The sequence below is a fragment of the Arthrobacter sp. IK3 genome, assembly GCF_051337705.1.
Taxonomy (GTDB): Bacteria; Actinomycetota; Actinomycetes; order Actinomycetales; family Micrococcaceae; genus Arthrobacter_B; species Arthrobacter_B koreensis.
In genome coordinates this window covers 51930-69088 of record NZ_JBPPSW010000005.1, presented here as the reverse complement: position 1 = coordinate 69088, position 17159 = coordinate 51930, and the positions used below count along the sequence as shown (strand labels likewise).

The following is a 17159-nucleotide window of genomic DNA, read 5'->3' as shown; positions in this document are numbered from 1 at the left end:
TCGGCCCTGCCGGCATCTAGACTTCCCGGCATGGAGAAGAAGTCGCTGACGGCACTGGTGCGCAACCATTTGGAGACAGCCAGGGAGGCGTCCTCCGGCAGGAGTGCGGCGACGGTCTACGGCGGTCACGAGCACGTGATGCGCCAGACCGTTATCGCCCTTGCCGCCGGGTTCAGCCTGGATGAACATGACAACCCCGGCGAAGCTACCATCACTGTGCTCAAGGGGCGCATTACCCTGTTTTCCGAAGGCGAAAGCTGGGAAGGCTCCCCCGGCGACCACCTGATCGTGCCGCAGGCCCGGCATGCCGTCAACGCCGTCGAGGACTCGGCATTCCTGCTCAGCGTGGCCAAGCGGCGTTAGCCCGCCGCTTGCTGTCCCGGCCGGTGCACTAACCGGAGCGCTGAGGCCGCGAGCGGCCTAGCGGGCGGCAGCCTGAGCACGCAGGGCACGGAGCAGCTGGTCCTGCGCTTCAAGAATGATCCTGCGCAGCGCCGCCGGAGCAGCGGGGTTGGATTCGAGCCATTCCTGGCTTCGCTGCAGGACCGGGTGGTCTGCCGGCACCATATGCGGAGCGAGGTCCTGAGCGGACGGGTAGAGCCCGGCAACCACGCGCGAGGCGATCTCTATGCTGCGGCTGGACCAGACGGTCTCCAGGGCGGCGAAGTACCGGGGAATGAAAGCGTCCAGGAGCTCATGGCGTCCGAGGTTGAACCCCTCGATAGTGGCGGAGAGCAGCTCGTTGGACAGGTCCGCTGTGTTCACGGCGGCCGCCCAGGCCGCAGCCTTGACTCCGGGGTCCGGCAGAGCTGCGGCAGCGACCGTGTAGCCCACCCTTCCGGCAGCCGTATTGTCGGCTTCCAGTTCGGCCTTGAGCTCCTCCATGCCTGCGGAACCTGTGCCGGCCAGCGCCTGCCACAGACGCCAGCGCAGGTCGGAATCGACCGTGAGTCCCGGGTAGCTGACGCTGCCGGAGAGCAGTCCGCGCAGGAGTTCGTTGTGGCTGGTGCTGTGCCTGCCCAGCGCTGCTGCGGCCCGGGCCAGGATCAGCTGGCTGTCGCTTGCGGCCGGCGCATCGGCGAGCTGGTCCGTGACAGCCGTGAAGAGCTGTTCCCTCAGCGCGTCCCGGATCTCCTCCGGAGCGTAACGCTCAACGGCGGTACGTGCGTTATCAAGCAGCACCTGCTTCACCCCGGCACCGGGCTCGGACGGGGCGGTCCGGATGACCAGGCGCAGATAGTCCCTGGCGGAGAGGACGCCGTCGCGCACGCTGTTCCAGAGCGCGGACAGGCAGATCGCGCGGGCCAGCGGATCACGCAGTCGGGGAAGGAACTCGAGCAGCGTGGCCAGGGACGCGGGATCGAAGCGGATCTTCGCGTAGGTCAGGTCGCCGTCGTTCGGCAGCAGCAGCGCCGGCGCGGGTTTGCCCGAAAGTTCCGGGACCTCCGTGCGGCGGCCGGCGACGTCGATTTCCACCGATCCAGTGCGTACCAGCCAGCCGTCGGCGTCGAATTCGTAAGAGCCCAGGCGAATCCGGTGCGGCCTCGGCATCTGCTCCCCGCTGACCGGGTCCGGTGCATCCTGCAGTACGGCGACGGAGCCATAGGTGCCGTCTGACGCGGTTTCGGCATCGATGGACAGGACGGGCACTCCGGCGGTCTGCAGCCACATCCGGGACCACTCGCTCATGTCCCGGCCGGACGCGGAGCCGAGGACTTCCAGCAGGTCCGCGAGCGTGGTGTTGCCCCACGCGTGCCGTGCGAAGTAGGTGCGTGAGGCGTCAATGAACGCGTCGAAACCGACGTATGCCACCAGCTGCTTGAGCACCGATGCACCCTTGGCGTAGGTGATGCCGTCGAAGTTCTGCTTGGCAGCCTCGAGGTTGGGGATGTCCGCCACGATGGGGTGCGTGGTGGGCAGCTGGTCCTGCACATAGGCCCAGGCCTTGCGGCGGTTGGCGAAGCTGACCCATGAATTGGTCCAGTCCGTGGCTTCATCCACCGCCAGTGCCCCCATGTAGTCCGCGAAGGACTCCTTCAGCCACAGGTCATCCCACCAGCGCATGGTCACCAGGTCCCCGAACCACATGTGCGCCATCTCGTGCATAATGGTGTTCGCCCGCGCCTCGTACTGCGCTTCTGTGGCTTTGGTCCGGAACACGTAGGCCTCGGTGAACGTCACCAGGCCGGGGTTCTCCATGGCGCCGAGGTTGTACTCGGGCACGAACGCCTGGTCATACTTACCGAAGGGGTAAGGGTAGGCGAAGAGCTCGTGGAAGTATTCAAGTCCCCGTTTGGTGGTGTCGAAGATCGCGTCCGCGTCGAAATGTTCCGCGAGGGAGGCACGGCAGTAGGCACCGAGCGGGACCACGAGCTGGTCGCCGCCGGGCAGCCCGACGGTCCACGAGTCCTCTGCCTTGAAGTACGGTCCTGCCAGGACACAGGTGATGTAGGTGGAGATCCGCGGAGTGGGAGCGAAGTCCCGGCGGCTGAGGTCGCCACCTACCGGTGTGCGTGCCGTCTCTGGCGAATTGGACACAACTTCCCAGCCCGCCGGGGCAGTGACGTGGAAGGTGAAGGACGCCTTGAGGTCCGGCTGCTCGAAGTTGGCGAACACCCGCCGGGAATCCGCCGGCTCATACTGGGTGTAGAGGTAAGTGCGCCCGTCCGCTGGATCGGTAAAGCGGTGCATGCCCTCCCCGCTGCGGCTGTACAGCGCAGTGCCTTCCACGCTGACCACGTTGGTCCCGGTCACCAGGTTGTGGAGCATGATCCGTGAACCGCTGACCGTCTCTGCCGGGTCATACGCTTTCCCATTGACGACGACGGCGTCCACACCGCCGTGGATGAAGTCCAGGAACGTCGAGGCTCCCGCTACGGCGCAGTCGAACGTGATGGTGCTCCGCGACCGGAATCCCGCAACGGTGGGATCGGCGGCGTCACCAAGGTCAAGTTCAACGTCGTAGGAGTCAACTCGCAGGAGGGTGGAACGGGCGGCTGCTTCATCGCGGCTGAGGTTTTCGTTAGGCACCAGTTCATTCAACCACCTCAGCGGTTGATGAGGGAGGCGCCGTGTCCCGGCGGCCTCGGCCAGGACAGCCGCCGGCACCGCGGACGGCCGCCGGCAGCTGCCAGCCGCTGCAGGGACAGGCTGCCCAGCACGATGAAGAACGGAACGTAGAGGTAGAGGAACCGCGCCCTGCCCTCGGAGAGCAGCAGGAACACGAAGAGGCCCAGCAGCGCAACGCGGGCCGTTGCGACCGCCCGCGAATCAAAGGGCGGCCCGCGCAGGAACAAGCCCGCTCCGCACAGGGCCAGCAGCAGGAACCAGGTTCCCTGCCACAGGTTAAGGAGCAGTTCGAAGCCGGGGCGTTCCGGGCCGAAAAAGTCCTGGATGCTTCGGCTGAGGGGATCATCCGCGATGAAGCTGTCAGCCGTCATCCGGCCTTCACCCCAGGCGAAGAAGGACCCGTCACCTATCATCCAGCGAAGCTTGGCGTTGAGGAATCCTGCGTAGCCCGCAGGGCCGCGTTCGCCCACACGGTCCAGATAGGCCTGAAGCGCCGCGTCGAAGCGTTCCTGCGGCTCGGCAACCGCAAGCGTGGTGCTTCTGTCTTCCTCGTTGTACGCACCGTAATAGTTCCCGTGGGGGCCCGGATACTGCTGGACCCCCACCTTCAGGAAGTGCGTCACAGGAAGGGCGTACTCATCCGCGGAGACACCTTCAGCAGGAACCCCGGAGCTGCGCACCCACACACCAATGCCGGCGTGCACCCCGGCAAAGGCGGCTGCAGCCGTGGTTGCGGACAGCAGGGCGAGGGCGAGGTCCCTCCGCCGCGCGGCCCGGCGCACCGAAAACAGGATCACCACCGACGCGGCCACCAGCGCAATCAACGCAGTGGGTTTGATTCCGTAGCCCACCGCGGACACTGCTCCCGCGGCCGCCCACAGCAGCAGCCGGGCAGGCAGCCGGCACCTGGCTGCCCCGAGCAGGAGGCAGAACACAAGGATGGTGAAAGGGAGCGCCGCAACGTCGGAGTAGAAAACCGTCAGCCAGGGGGAGAGCACTATCAGGAACACCGAGGGAACCAGTGTCAGCCTGGCCGCACGCCGCCCGCCGAGAAGCCATGCCGCGGTGTACGTGAGCACCATGCCGCCGAAGAGCAGCGCCGCCCCCAGGTAGGCCGTTGACTGCCTGAGGTCCGGGGAACCGAGTGCCTCCGCCGCTCCCAGATAACGGCTCAGCAGCAGCATCAGGAGGAGGTTGTTGGGATTGACCTGAAAGTAGGCGCGGTCCACGGCTTCCGGCACCCCCTGGTCTGCAAGCCCGTACGCCGAATAGAAGACGGCAGCCGCGTCCCAGTCCGGAGGCAGCCGTACGGCATCGGCCAGCCTGGCCAGCACGGCAAAAACGGCGCCCCAGCCAAGCACGGAGCCAAACCCCTGTACCCACCGCACCCGCACCCACTGGTCGAACCGGTCCAAAAGCCATGCAAAAAAGAGCGTCATTCCCAGAACCAGGACGCCCAGCAGCGCTGCCGCCCAGGTCTCGTAGCGTGAAAAACCGTAAGAAGGGAGGACCACATTTGAAACGAGGAGCCAGAGAACCAGCGCGCACCAGAAACCGCCGGCCAACCGGGGCAGCAGCCCGGCCCTTTTCCTAACCTGCTGGAACCGGCCCCGGTCAGGTGCCAGGGCCGCTGGAACAACAGCGCGAGCCATACCTCCCCCTTGTGGTCCACCGCCGGGTGCCGGACGGTCTGAGACTATTCGGACCCCAGCGGCCCGGCAACGGGTAAGGCTGCCGGCATGGACCGGGCACGGTGATTACGCAGGAACCAGCAGCACTGCGAGGCCGAGGGCGGCAGCCACGATGATGGCCCAGGACACCAGGGACGCAGCAGCGGCCCGGCCGCCGGTGCGGGCAAGGCTGCGCAGGTTCACTGATGCGCCCAGCCCGAAGAGTGCCGCGGCGAAGAGCAGTTCCTGGGCCAGCGCCGCGGCGTCGAGCATGCCGGCCGGAAGCAGCCAGGTGGTCCTCAGCGCTACAGCGGCGACGAAACCGGCCACGAACAGCGGCACCAACGGGGGGAACTTTCCTGCACTTGTTCCGGCGGTCCGGCGGTGATGCAGGCCGGCGAGGGCACTGACCGGCGCCAGCATCAGCACGCGCACGAGCTTAACGACGACGGCGAGCGCCAGTGCGGCTGCGCCGCCGGTCTGGGCGGTGGCCACCACCTGTCCCACGTCGTGGACGGACGCGCCGGCCAGGAACCCGAACCGTTCCGGTGACAGACCCAGTACCGCACCGAGCAGCGGCAGCACGGCAATGGCCAGCGTGCCGCACAGGGTCACCATGGCCGCCGGGACCGCGGTCCGTTCGGCCCGGATTCCCCTCGCGGCGGCAACGGCACCAACCGCGGAGACCCCGCAGATTGAAAACCCCGCAGCCACCAGGACGGGTTCTTCCCCGGGAAGCCGGAAGGCACGGCACACCAGGTACGTGGCACCGAAGGAAAACGCCACCAGGGCAATGATCAGGGCCACGGTAAGCCAGCCCAGTTCAGCGATGTCCAGCAGGGAGACTTTCAGCCCCAGCAGCACGATGCCAAGCCGCAGGAATTTCTTCGCCGAGAACGCCAGCCCGGGACGCCAGCGGCCCGCTGCAACCGCTGCCGGACCAGGTACGTTTCCTGCGAGCAGACCCAGGAGGACGGCGGCGGTCAGAACCGGAACTGCCGGGAACATCCGGTGCAGAAGCAGGCAGAGCACGACGGCGGCGGCTGCGGCGGCGAGGCCGGGGAGGCTGGCTCGGAGGGCGTTGGGCGCTGGCATTCTCCAACCTTGTCCGAGAACGCGCCGCGGCACCAACTCCTAGCTGCGCCATTACCCCTCCGGCACCCCGTTGGTAGACTGAACCGGACCAGTTGGCGAGCCGAGCACAGGGGCATCCCATGCACCATGGCAGCAACTCCGCAGCCGGAACACCTGCCGCCGGAGTGCCCGACCTCCAGGTGTCCGATCCCTGGACCCGGCCCGGACCGGACGTCGCGGCCGCCCTCAACAGTGATCCGGCGTCCGGGCTCAGCCCCGGCGAGGCTGACCGCCGGCTGGCGGCCTTCGGGGCCAACCAGCTGGCAGGAAAGCCTCCGGTTCCCACCTGGCGGAAGGTCCTCGGCCTGCTGACTGACCGGCTGATCCTGGTCCTGATAGCGGCCGCGGTGATCAGCGCCGTCGTATCCCGGGAACTTGAAACGCCCATCGTCATCCTTGCCGTGGTCATCCTGAACACCTGCCTCAACTTCGTCCAGGAACGCCGGGCCGAGAACAGCCTGGAAGCACTGCGCCGGACAGACGTGGGGACTACCCGGGTCCGCCGGGGCGGCAGCCTCACCACCATTCCCCGCACGGACCTTGTACCGGGGGACATCGTGCTGCTGGAAGCCGGGGACTCGGTACCGGCAGACGGCAGGCTGCTGGAAGCCGTGCGGCTGCAGGCGGCAGAGGCCGCGCTGACCGGGGAGTCGCAGCCGGTCAACAAGGACGCAGCCTCCCTGCAGCCCGCCGATTCACCGGTAGCTGACCGCCATGGCATGCTCTACATGGGCACCGACATCAGCCGCGGCCGGGCCATGATGGTAGTCACCGGCACCGGCATGGACACGCAGATGGGCCGCATTGCCCACCTGCTTGGCAGCACCCGGGACGAGAAGACGACGCTGCAGCGCAGCATCGACCAGCTCGCGGCACTGCTGACCTGGATCGCCCTGGGCGTCGTGGCACTCGTCTTCGTCCTCGGGCTGCTCCGCGGAGAAGACCTGAATTCCCTGCTGCTCACCTCGGTATCCCTCGCGGTGGCCACCATCCCGGAAGGGCTGACCGCCGTCGTCGCCTTCACCCTGGCCATGGGAGCTTCCCGGCTGGCTGCGCGCGGCGCGATCATTAAACAGCTGTCGGCCGTGGAGACGCTGGGCGGAACCTCGCACATTTGTACCGACAAGACGGGCACCCTCACCCTGAATGAGATGACCGTGCGGCGGCTGGTCTCCGCCTCTGGCCTGCGGTGCCGCGTTACGGGTACCGGCTACGGGCTGGACGGCAAGATCCTCAGTCCGGACGGCGGCGAGGTTCCGGCAATGACGGAGGCCTACCTGGCCATGGTGCTGTGCAATGACGCATCCGTGACGGACGGCGTGCTGAGCGGTGACCCCACCGAGGGCGCCCTGGTGGTGCTGGCGGAGAAGGCCGGCATAGACCCGGTGGGTGCACGGGCAGAGCATCCGCGGCTGGCGGAAGTGCCGTTCGACTCGGAATACAAGTTCATGGCCACGTTCAACTCCGACCGGCGCCATGCGGACAGGAACTGGTGCAACGTGAAGGGCGCACCGGGTGTCGTCCTGGACCTGTGTACGCATTTCGCCGGGCCTGAAGGCGTTGAACCGCTCACCCCGGAGCACCGGGAACGGGTACTGACCGAAGTAGAGCTCATCGCCGATGCAGGCCTGCGCACCCTCGCCGTGGCCGGGCGCCCCTTCGAGGAGCTTCCTCCTGCTGAACCGGAGCGGCTCCGCCGGGAGGTGGCCGGACTGGTGCTGTACGCCGTCGTTGGCATCATGGATCCGCCGCGCCGCGAAGCGAAGGACGCCATCGAAGAGGCACGTGCCGCAGGGATCCGCGTGCACATGATCACCGGTGACCACCTGGTGACGGCGTCGGCCATCGCGAAGGACCTGGGCATCCCGGGGGAGGCAGTGGCCGGCTCGGCGCTGGACGGACTCGATGGACCGCAGCTGCAGGAACTCGCGCCTCAGGTTGGCGTGCTCGCCCGTGTCTCGCCGGAACACAAGCTGCGCGTCGTCGAGGCGCTGCAGGCCGACGGATCGGTGGTGGCAATGACGGGCGACGGCGTCAACGACGCACCTGCCCTGAAGCGTGCGGACATCGGCATTGCCATGGGCATCACCGGAACGGACGTGTCCAAGGGCGCCGCCCGGATGATCCTGACCGATGACAATTTCGCCACCATTGTTGCCGCGGTCCGGGAAGGCCGCGGCATCTACGCGAACATCATCAAGTTTGTGCGGTTCCAGCTGACCACGGCGTGGGGTTTCGTGCTGATCTTCCTGGCTGCTGCCACGTTCGGGTTTGCCGGGGGCGCGCCGTTCACCGCCATCCAGATCCTATGGGTCAACATCATCATGGACGGCCCACCCGCCCTGGCCCTCGGCGTGGACTCAACCGACCCGAAAGTGATGAGGCAGGCCCCGCGCAGGCCCCGCGAGCCGCTGCTGACCGGCCAGCGGCTGGCCGCGCTGGCGGTCTCCGGGCTGGTCATGGCCGCCGGTACCTGCTGGGTGCTGCTGGCGTCGCCGTCGCTCTTCCCCGAAGCGGCCGCCGCCAGCGCCCATTTCGCCACGACGATGGCGTTCACGACGTTCGTTTTCTACCAGGTCTTCAACCTGCTCAACGTGCGCAGCGAAACGTCTTCCGTGTTCTCACTGCAGACGTTCACCAACCGAACCATCTGGTTCGCACTGGGCGCGGTGGTCCTGCTGCAGGTTCTCGTGGTTCAGCTGGGATTCTTCGAGGACCTTTTCGACACGGTCCCGCTGGACGCGGACCAGTGGCTGCTGTGCCTCGGCGTGGCCGCCACCATCGTCGTCGTGTCGGAGCTGAGCAAGGGGGTAGGCGCCCTCCGGCGCCGGGCGGCTACCAGGGCGAAGGCCGGTAATCCTTGAGGAAGACCCCGGAGAGGTCCTCGCCGGCCTCACCCATGACTATCGGGTCGTAGACGCGCGCAGCTCCATCCACCAGGTCCAGGGGCGCATGGAAACCTTCTTCGGCCAGCCGCACCTTGGTGGGGTGCGGACGCTCGTCCGTGATCCAGCCGGTATCCACGGCAGTCATGAGGATTCCGTCGGTTTCGAGCATTTCTCCGGCGCTGGTACGGGTGAGCATGTTCAGCGATGCCTTGGCCATGTTGGTGTGCGGATGTCCGGGGCCCTTGTAGCGGCGGGCGAACTGCCCCTCCATGGCGGAAACGTTCACAATGTACTTGCGCCGGGCGGGGGAGGCCGCCATCGCCGGACGGAGCCGGTTGACCAGCAGGAACGGTGCGGTCACGTTGCAGAGCTGCACTTCGAGCATTTCCAGCGGCTCCACCTGGTCCACCACCTGGGTCCAGGAGTTGATCGGTGCGGTATCCGGCACCAGGCCGCCGGCGTCGATCGCCGTGCCGTCACCGAGCCTGGCCAGGGAGGATGAACCGGCGGTCAAGGCCAGGGACGTCACGGCGTCGCCCGCCAGGACCGGGTGCTCGGCCACCGAACCTGCCAGGGCGGTGGGGTGTGCGTTGTAGGTGTTGCCGAAGGTCACCAGTTCAGGCATGGGCCGGTTCGCCGGCAGCTCTTCCAGCTCGGCGTCCATGAGCGGCTGGTAGGCATTGGAACTGCGCCGGACGGTCTGTGCAGCGTTGTTGATCAGGATGTCCAGCGGGCCGTCGGCGGCAACGGCGTCGGCCAGGGAGATGACCTGCGCCGGGTCACGAAGGTCGATTCCCACGATTTTCAGGCGGTGGAGCCAGTCCGCGGAGTCCTCCATCGCAGCGAAGCGGCGGGCTGCGTCCTTGGGGAAGCGGGTGGTGATGGTGGTGTGCGCGCCGTCGCGCAGCAGCCGCAGTGCGATGTACATGCCAATCTTGGCGCGGCCGCCGGTCAGCAGTGCACGCCGGCCGGTGAGGTCTGTCCGGGCATCGCGCTTGGCATGGCTGAAGGCAGCGCACTCAGGGCACAGCTGGTGGTAGAAGGCATCCACCAGGGTGTACGGCTGTTTGCAGATGTAGCAGTTCCGCGGCTTGAGCAGGGTGCCTGCGGACGGACCGTGGGCCGCGCTGCGCAGCTGGGCGCCCCTCGTTTCGTCATCGATCCGGTCCGGAGCGCCGGTGGCGGTGCGGGCCACGACGGCGCGGTCAGCTTCTGCCACCGCTTCGCGCTTGGTCACCTTGCGGTGTTTCTTCACGGCCTTGAACATCTTCGCCGTGGCGCGGCGGACGGCCACGTGGTCCGGATGGTCCTCGTCCAGGGCATGGATGGTGGACAGAACCCGAAGGCAGGTGCTGAGGTCTTCGGGGCTGAGGTCTGTGCTGCTCATGGATCACGTTTCTGCGGTGGGTCCGCCGGGGTGTTCCGGCGGAGGGCAAACTGGTGCACCTCGACCTTACCGCTATCCAGGCCGACGCCCGTTATCGCGCGGTCCCCGTCACTCCACCCGGACGGTTTGCCCCTTGCTGAGCACGGTGAGTCCCGACGCCGTGACCGTGTAGCCGCGAGCCAGGTCCAGTTCGCGGTCCACCCCGACCGTCGCGCCCGGCGGAACCTCCACGAACTTGTCCACGATCGCCCGCTTGACCACCGCGCCCTTCCCAAGGCGCACACCGTCCATGATGACGCTGTCGCTGACGGTGGCGCCGGCATCGACATAAACGTCGTGGCCCAGGACGGACCCGCTGACCGTACCGCCGGAAATCACCGCGCCGTTGGCGACGATCGAGTCGACCGCCGTACCGGGAGACGACGTCGAATCCCGCACGAACTTGGCCGGCGGGGAAGTGCTCTGCCGGGTGTAGATGGGCCACTGGAGGTTGTAGAGGTTGAAGGACGGCACCGGCGAGATGAGGTCCATGTGCGCGTCGTAGTAGGAGTCCAGGGTGCCGACGTCCCGCCAGTACCGCTGGTCGCGTTCAGTGGCCCCGGGAATCACGTTCTCGGTGAAGTCATAGACATTGGCTTCGCCGCGTTCAACGAACCACGGGATGATGTCCCCGCCCATGTCGTGCTTGGTGATGAGGCGTTCGGCGTCTATCCGCAGGGCCTCCACCAGCGCATCGGTCGTGAAGACATAGTTGCCCATGGAGGCGAGGAAGCTGCCGGGATCATCCGGCAGGCCGGGCGTACTCGACGGCTTTTCGACAAAGGCGGCGATCCGGTCCGGGTCTCCGGGATCGGTTTCTATGACGCCGAACTGGTCCGCCATGGCCAGCGGCTGCCGGACGGCGGCAACGCTGCACGGGGCACCGGAGGCGATGTGCGCCTCCACCATCTGCGAGAAATCCATCCGGTAGACGTGGTCCGCCCCGATGACGACGACGATGTCCGGCCGCGCGTCGTCGATCAGGTTCATGGACTGGTACAGGGCGTTGGCACTGCCAAGGAACCAGCTCTTGCCGACCCGCTGCTGGGCCGGGACCGAAGCGACGTAGTTCTGCAGCTGGGTGGACAGGCGCCAGGTCTCGGAGATGTGGCGGTCCAGGCTGTGGGACTTGTACTGCGTCAGCACCACGATCTGCAGGTAACCGGAGTTGACCAGGTTGGAGAGGGCGAAGTCGATCAGCCGGTATTTGCCGGCGAAGGGCACCGCAGGTTTGGCCCGGTCGGCGGTCAGCGGCATCAACCGCTTACCTTCGCCGCCGGCGAGGACGACGGACAGGACTTTCTTCGGTGCCATGGGTCTGCTCCTGACTGCTCCCGGGTGCCGGGAAATAGGTTAAGCCGTGCTGACTGGGAAGCCTGCTGACAAACACACTAGATCACTGCGGCGAAAGTGCACTACGTTGAACAAGTGCGAGTAGATATCGTTTCCAAGGAATTCCCTCCGGACATCTACGGGGGTGCCGGAGTGCATGTGGCGGAACTGAGCCGTGTCCTGGCCTCCCGGGCTGACCTGCGGGTTCACTGTTTCGGTGCGCCGCGGGAGGCTGATTACCACGGCGCCCGCGTGCAGGCCTATCCGGTTCCTGCCAACCTGGGGGCCGCCAACCCCGCAGTGCAGACCCTGGGGACGGACCTGGACATGCTTCAGGGGCTCGACGGAACAGACCTCATCCACTCGCATACCTGGTACGCCAACATGGCGGGCCATCTGGGCTCACTGCTCTACGGTGTTCCGCACGTCCTCAGTGCCCACAGCCTGGAGCCGCTGCGCCCGTGGAAGTCCGAGCAGCTTGGCGGCGGATACGCCCTCTCCTCCTGGGTCGAGAAAACCGCGTACGACGCCGCCTCCGCCATCATCGCCGTGTCCGAAGGGATGCGGAAGGACATCCTGCGGGCCTACCCGGAAGTCACCCCCGGAAAGGTCCGCGTTGTCCACAACGGGATCGATACCGAGGCCTGGCATCCGGATGAGGATCCGGACGGCCTGCGGGCGCTTGGCATCGATCCGGATGCCCCATCAGTAGTGTTCGTTGGCCGCAACACCCGGCAGAAGGGTGTTCCGTACCTGCTCCGGGCGGCGGCGCTGCTGCCGCCGGAGGTCCAGCTCGTTCTCTGCCTCGGGGCGGCGGACACTCCGGAACTCGCCGCCGAGACGGCCGCACTGATCGGTGAGCTGAGAAGCTCGCGCACCGGCGTCGTCGTGATTGAACGGATGCTGCCGCGCACGGAGCTGATCAAGGTGCTCAGCTCCGCCACGGTCTTCGCCTGCCCCTCCATCTACGAGCCGCTCGGGATCGTTAACCTGGAGGCGATGGCGTGCGGCACGGCGGTGGTTGCCAGTGCCACCGGCGGCATTCCGGAGGTGGTGGACGACGGCGTCACCGGCCTTCTGGTGCCCCTCGAACAGGTGCAGGACGGTACCGGCACGCCGCTGGATCCGGAAAAGTTCGTCCGTGATTTCGCCGCCGCTGTGACCGTGCTCGTTTCCGACCCGGACCGGGCGCGGCAGATGGGGAAGGCAGGCAGGCGGCGCGCCGCTGACCACTTTTCCTGGGACGCCATCGCCGAAGCGACGCTGCAGGTGTACCGCTCGGTCCTTCCGTAGGGACCGTGGGCACGGCGAAGGGCCCGGCACCGGAGTCCACCGGTGCCGGGCCCTTCGCCGCTCAGTGCGGGTCCTGCGGTGTTACCGCTTGCCCTTCGCAGCCTGCTTGCGGCGCTGGATCAGGATCTTTTCGTCCACCGGAGCGGCACCCGAGGCGCGGAGCAGCCGCTGGTACTCCATCGATTCGTCCTGACGCTGCTTTTCCGCACCGCTGGCGATGGCTGCCCGGAGGTGTTCCGGACCGTAGCCAAAGGCGTCCACCAGGTCCATGGCGTGCGGTCGGATCTTGGCGAGCAGCCGGTTGATGTACTCCCCAAGCGTGCGGGCGCGCTGCGAGGAGAGCCGGCCGTGCATCAGGTACCAGGCCAGGTTCTTCTCGATCAGCCCCAGCCCGAAGAGGTCACGCAGCCAGGTAACAACCTGCCGGGTCCCTTTGTCCTCGATGCGCTCCAGGCCGCGGGTGAAGGCCTCCCACTGCAGCAGTTCGGCGTGCGCGCGGGCGGCTTCGATGAGGTCATGCTGGTTCCGGTTGAACACTGCGGCGGCTTCAGCCTTGGGCAGCTTGCGGGCCTTCTGCAGTTCACCGGCAACCTCGGCAACCATGGTGGCCACCCGGTCTGCCAGCAGGTCGTGCTGGGTCCGTGGATCCCGCAGGGCGATGGCGGATTTCTTCTCGGATCCGGTGTCCGCGACGGTCTGCACAATCTGGCGCAGGCCGGAGCGGTGGACCGTGCGTTCGGTGGCCTGGCCCACGACGTAGCGGGCCAGGACCCCAAAGTCGGCACCCTGGAATTCCCTGGCGTAGTCTGCGAGGAGCCGCTTGGCGACCAGCTGCAGCAGCACCGTGTTGTCGCCTTCGAACGTGACGTAGATGTCCAGGTCCGAGCGCAGCGCGGTGAGCCGGTTCTCCGCCAGGAAGCCGGCGCCGCCGGTTGCCTCGCGGCACTCCTGCAGGGTGTCCAGTGCATGCCAGGTTGACAGTGACTTCAGCGCAGCGGCGAGGGTCTCAAGGTCCTGGCGGTTCTCGTCCGTGTCATCCGCACCGGAGAACACGTCGTCGAACTTTGACAGCAGCTCATCGTGGGCGAAGGAGGCGGCGTACGTCGTGGCCAGCAGGGGGAGCAGGCGGCGCTGGTGCTGCTGGTAGTCCATCAGTACTTCTTCGACCGTGTCGGAGGCACCGTTGAACTGCCGGCGTTCGGTGGCGTACTTGATGGCGATGTTCAGGCCCAGCTTGGACGCAGCCACGGCGGCACCGTCCAGGGAGACCCTGCCCTGGACCAGGGTGCCGATCATCGTGAAGAAACGGCGTCCCGGGCTCTCGATGGAGGAGGTGTAGGTGCCGTCCTCCGCAACGTCACCGTAGCGGTTCAGGAGGTTGGTGCGCGGGATCCGCACGTTGGAGAAGTGCAGCCGGCCGTTGTCGATCCCGTTCAGGCCGCCCTTGACGCCGTCATCCTCGCCGCCGACTCCGGGCAGGAAGCCGTTTTCGTCGCGGAGCGGAACATAGAACGCATGCACGCCGTGGTCCACGCCCCTGGTGATGAGGTGTGCGAAGACGACGGCAGCCTTGCCGTTCACGGCGGCGTTGCCGATGTAGTCCTTCCAGGCCGCCCGGAACGGTGTATTGATGATGAATTCCTGCGCCGCCTCATCGTATTCGGCGGTGGTGGCGATGCTGGAAACGTCCGAGCCGTGCCCGGTCTCCGTCATGGCGAAGCAGCCGGGGATCTCCAGGCTCATGATGCCCGGAAGCCACTTTTCATGGTGCTCACGGTTGCCCAGGTGCAGGACTGCGGAGCCGAAGAGGCCCCACTGGACGCCTGCCTTGATCTGAAGGGAGGGATCGGCCACCACAAGTTCTTCGAACCCGGCAATGTTGCCGCCGTGGTTGTCCTGCCCGCCTACGTAAGCGGGGAAGGCCCGGTGCACGGCGTCCGCGTCCACCAGTACCTTGAGCTGGTCCATGACGCGGAGGCGGTGCCCGGTGTGGGAGAGCCCGGCGGGGGTGTGCAGCTCTTCCGTTCCGGCCAGCCTGCGCGCCTGAAGGCGAATGTCATGCCACTTGCCCAGCAGGGTGCGGCCCAGCGCTTCGACGTTGACCGTTGCCGAGTCGTCTTCGCGGATGACGGTGCTGGCGGGAAGCTGGCGCTGCGGGGTAGAGACTGATTGCGTCATTGCGTGTCCTTACTGGTCGGCGTTCGGCGCTGCGGAGGATATTCCGCTGCTTCCGGGCGCAGTGGTGGGTGAAGAGGTTTCGCGGGCCTGGCGGCCGGGGGAGTCCCAGCCGATTCCGTCAAACAGCCAGGCGGTGAGCTGGTCCGTCATCTCGGCTTCGGAAGGCCGGTCCTGGGCAGGCGCGGCAAGCCAGCGCTCACCGGCGGCCCGGACCATGCCGAGCGCGGCGCTGGGCCAGAAGGCGGCGGCGGCCTGGGTCAGGGAACGGGTTCCGTGGCCCTCAAGATATGCCTGCACGGCGTGGTCCATCATTGCGCTGATGTTGGCGAAGAAATCGGAGAGCGCGACGGCGACGCCCGGCTCGCTCGTGCCGGGGGCTTCTCCCGCGCTGCCGGTGACGAAGGCGTACACGTTGGGGGAGGTCTGTGCCATCTGGAGGTAAGCGGAGACCATCGCCCGGAGTCCGGACCGCGGGGAGTCCGCACTGCGGCCGGCAGCCAGGATTTTGTCCTGCATCTGGTTGATGACCACCTCGCCCATGGCCTGCTGCAGCCCGGATTTGTCTCCGAAGTACCGGTAGTACACAGACTTGGAGGTTCCGGAAGCTGCGGCAATTTCCTCCATGGAAGCCTGCGCACCCAGCGTGTGGACTGCACGGCGGGCGGCCTTAATCAAGGCACTGCGGCGTTCGATGCGGTGCGCCTCCCAGCGGACGGAGCGCCCGTCCGGGGAGGGTGTGTCTTGTTTCACTGCCATGTTCACGATACCCAGCGTATCAGGTACGGTGGGTTACAGTAATTCCTGTCACATATTGATCCCCCAAGGAGACGCTCGAATGGCTGCACAATCCACGTCCGCCCCGGCACCCGCCCCCGGCGCCGGACCCGCCGTCCGCAACGCCGTCGTTATTGGCGGCAACCGCATCCCCTTCGCGCGCTCCGGCGGCGCCTACGCACACAGCTCCAACCAGGACATGCTGACCGCTGCGCTGGACGGACTCGTGGCACGTTTCGGACTGCAGGATGAGAGAATCGGCGCCGTCGCTGCCGGTGCTGTCCTGAAGCACTCCCGTGACTTCAACCTCACCCGTGAGGCCGTCCTCGGATCTGCCCTTTCGCCCGAAACCCCGGCCTACGACGTCCAGCAGGCCTGCGCCACCGGACTCGAAACCGTCGTCTCCCTCGCCAACAAGATCAAGCTGGGCCAGCTCGAATCCGGAATTGCCGGCGGCGTGGACTCCGCCTCGGATGCCCCGATTGCCGTGAGCGAAGGCCTGCGCCGCGCACTGCTGGACCTGTCCCGCGCACGGTCCACCAAGCAAAAGCTCGCTGCCATCGCGAAGATCCGCCCCCGGGACCTGGCACCGAACGCACCCACCACGGGTGAGCCGCGCACCGGCCTCTCCATGGGGGAGCACCAGGCGCTGACCACCGCCCAGTGGAAGATCACCCGCGAAAGCCAGGACGAGCTGGCCTACAACAGCCACCGCAACCTTGCTGCCGCCTACGACCGCGGTTTCTTCGATGACCTGATCACCCCCTACCGCGGCCTGTCCCGGGACTCGAACCTCCGCGCTGACGCCTCGCTGGAGAAGCTCGCCAAGCTCAAGCCGGTCTTCGGCCGCTCCCTGGGCGACGAAGCCACCATGACGGCCGGCAACTCAACGCCGCTAACCGACGGGGCCTCCGTGGTCCTGCTCGGTTCCGAGGACTATGCACGGGCCAATGACCTGCCCATGCTCGCGAACATCGTCGATGCGGAAGCCGGCGCCGTGGACTTCGTCCATGGCCGCGACGGCCTGCTGATGGCACCCGCCTTTGCAGTACCGCGCCTGCTGGCACGAAACGGCCTGACCTTCGCCGACTTCGACTTCTTCGAGATCCACGAAGCTTTTGCCGGCACGGTCCTGAGCACGCTCGCCGCCTGGGAGGACGACGAGTTCTGCCGCACCCGCCTTGGACTCGAGGGACCGCTGGGCAGCATCGACCGAAGCAAGCTCAATGTCAATGGCTCTTCCCTTGCCGCCGGCCACCCGTTTGCCGCAACCGGCGGGCGCATTGTTGCTTCCCTTGCCAAGATGCTCGCCGAAAAGGGTTCCGGCCGCGGCCTGATCTCCGTCTGCGCTGCCGGCGGCCAGGGCCTCGTAGCGATCCTGGAGGCACGCTGACC

The 17159-nt window shown here is 66.9% G+C and carries 11 protein-coding genes; 4 read left to right on the top strand and 7 right to left on the bottom strand.

What is annotated here, in order from left to right; all coding sequences use genetic code 11:
* The first annotated feature begins 30 nt into the window (after positions 1–30).
* Positions 31–363 (top strand): cupin domain-containing protein, encoded by a 333-nt coding sequence (locus ACSLGO_RS08175; RefSeq protein WP_325786816.1) that lies wholly within the window; start codon positions 31–33, stop codon positions 361–363.
* Positions 364–420: 57 nt separating this feature from the next.
* Here ACSLGO_RS08175 and pepN read toward each other — a convergent pair whose 3' ends face one another.
* The 3 genes from pepN to ACSLGO_RS08160 all read right to left on the bottom strand — a co-directional run bounded on the left by pepN (position 421) and on the right by ACSLGO_RS08160 (position 5834).
* Positions 421–3030, bottom strand: coding sequence for an aminopeptidase N (gene pepN, locus ACSLGO_RS08170; protein ID WP_263126831.1), 2610 nt, complete (start codon positions 3028–3030; stop codon positions 421–423).
* Positions 3031–3047: 17 nt separating this feature from the next.
* Positions 3048–4721 (bottom strand): hypothetical protein, encoded by a 1674-nt coding sequence (locus ACSLGO_RS08165; protein WP_436400885.1) that lies wholly within the window; start codon positions 4719–4721, stop codon positions 3048–3050.
* A gap of 105 nt (positions 4722–4826) precedes the next feature.
* Entirely contained in the window at positions 4827–5834 is a 1008-nt protein-coding gene (locus ACSLGO_RS08160; protein ID WP_436400883.1) for a YeiH family protein, read from the bottom strand.
* Between the two features lie 119 nt (positions 5835–5953).
* Between ACSLGO_RS08160 and ACSLGO_RS08155 the strand changes: the two genes are divergently transcribed.
* Positions 5954–8737: a cation-translocating P-type ATPase gene (locus tag ACSLGO_RS08155; protein ID WP_436400881.1), complete on the top strand. Its 2784-nt coding sequence runs from the start codon at positions 5954–5956 to the stop codon at positions 8735–8737.
* Here the strand turns inward: ACSLGO_RS08155 and ACSLGO_RS08150 are convergent.
* Together ACSLGO_RS08150 and glgC are read right to left on the bottom strand one after the other, a co-directional pair.
* Complete coding sequence (locus ACSLGO_RS08150) at positions 8709–10148, bottom strand: SDR family oxidoreductase (RefSeq protein ID WP_263126835.1); 1440 nt, start codon at positions 10146–10148, stop codon at positions 8709–8711. The two genes, ACSLGO_RS08155 and ACSLGO_RS08150, sit on opposite strands and share 29 nt — an antisense overlap.
* A 108-nt stretch (positions 10149–10256) precedes the next feature.
* Positions 10257–11501, bottom strand: coding sequence for a glucose-1-phosphate adenylyltransferase (gene glgC, locus ACSLGO_RS08145; protein ID WP_377955502.1), 1245 nt, complete (start codon positions 11499–11501; stop codon positions 10257–10259).
* 114 nt (positions 11502–11615) lie between these two features.
* On the opposite strand from glgC, the gene glgA reads away from it, so the two are divergent.
* A complete protein-coding gene (gene glgA / locus ACSLGO_RS08140) occupies positions 11616–12812 on the top strand; it encodes a glycogen synthase (RefSeq protein WP_091604872.1) in 1197 nt (398 codons plus the stop codon).
* 81 nt (positions 12813–12893) lie between these two features.
* Here the strand turns inward: glgA and ACSLGO_RS08135 are convergent, their stop codons facing one another.
* On the bottom strand, positions 12894–14990 hold the full coding sequence (locus tag ACSLGO_RS08135) for an acyl-CoA dehydrogenase family protein (RefSeq protein ID WP_436400879.1): 2097 nt from the start codon (positions 14988–14990) through the stop codon (positions 12894–12896).
* A 9-nt stretch (positions 14991–14999) separates the two neighbouring features.
* A complete protein-coding gene (locus ACSLGO_RS08130; RefSeq protein WP_091604866.1) occupies positions 15000–15746 on the bottom strand; it encodes a TetR/AcrR family transcriptional regulator in 747 nt (248 codons plus the stop codon).
* 79 nt (positions 15747–15825) lie between these two features.
* On the opposite strand from ACSLGO_RS08130, the gene ACSLGO_RS08125 reads away from it, so the two are divergent.
* The gene (locus ACSLGO_RS08125; protein WP_091604862.1) at positions 15826–17157 is read left to right on the top strand and encodes an acetyl-CoA C-acetyltransferase; all 1332 of its coding nucleotides are present in this window, start codon (positions 15826–15828) and stop codon (positions 17155–17157) included.
* The last annotated feature ends 2 nt before the right edge of the window (positions 17158–17159 follow it).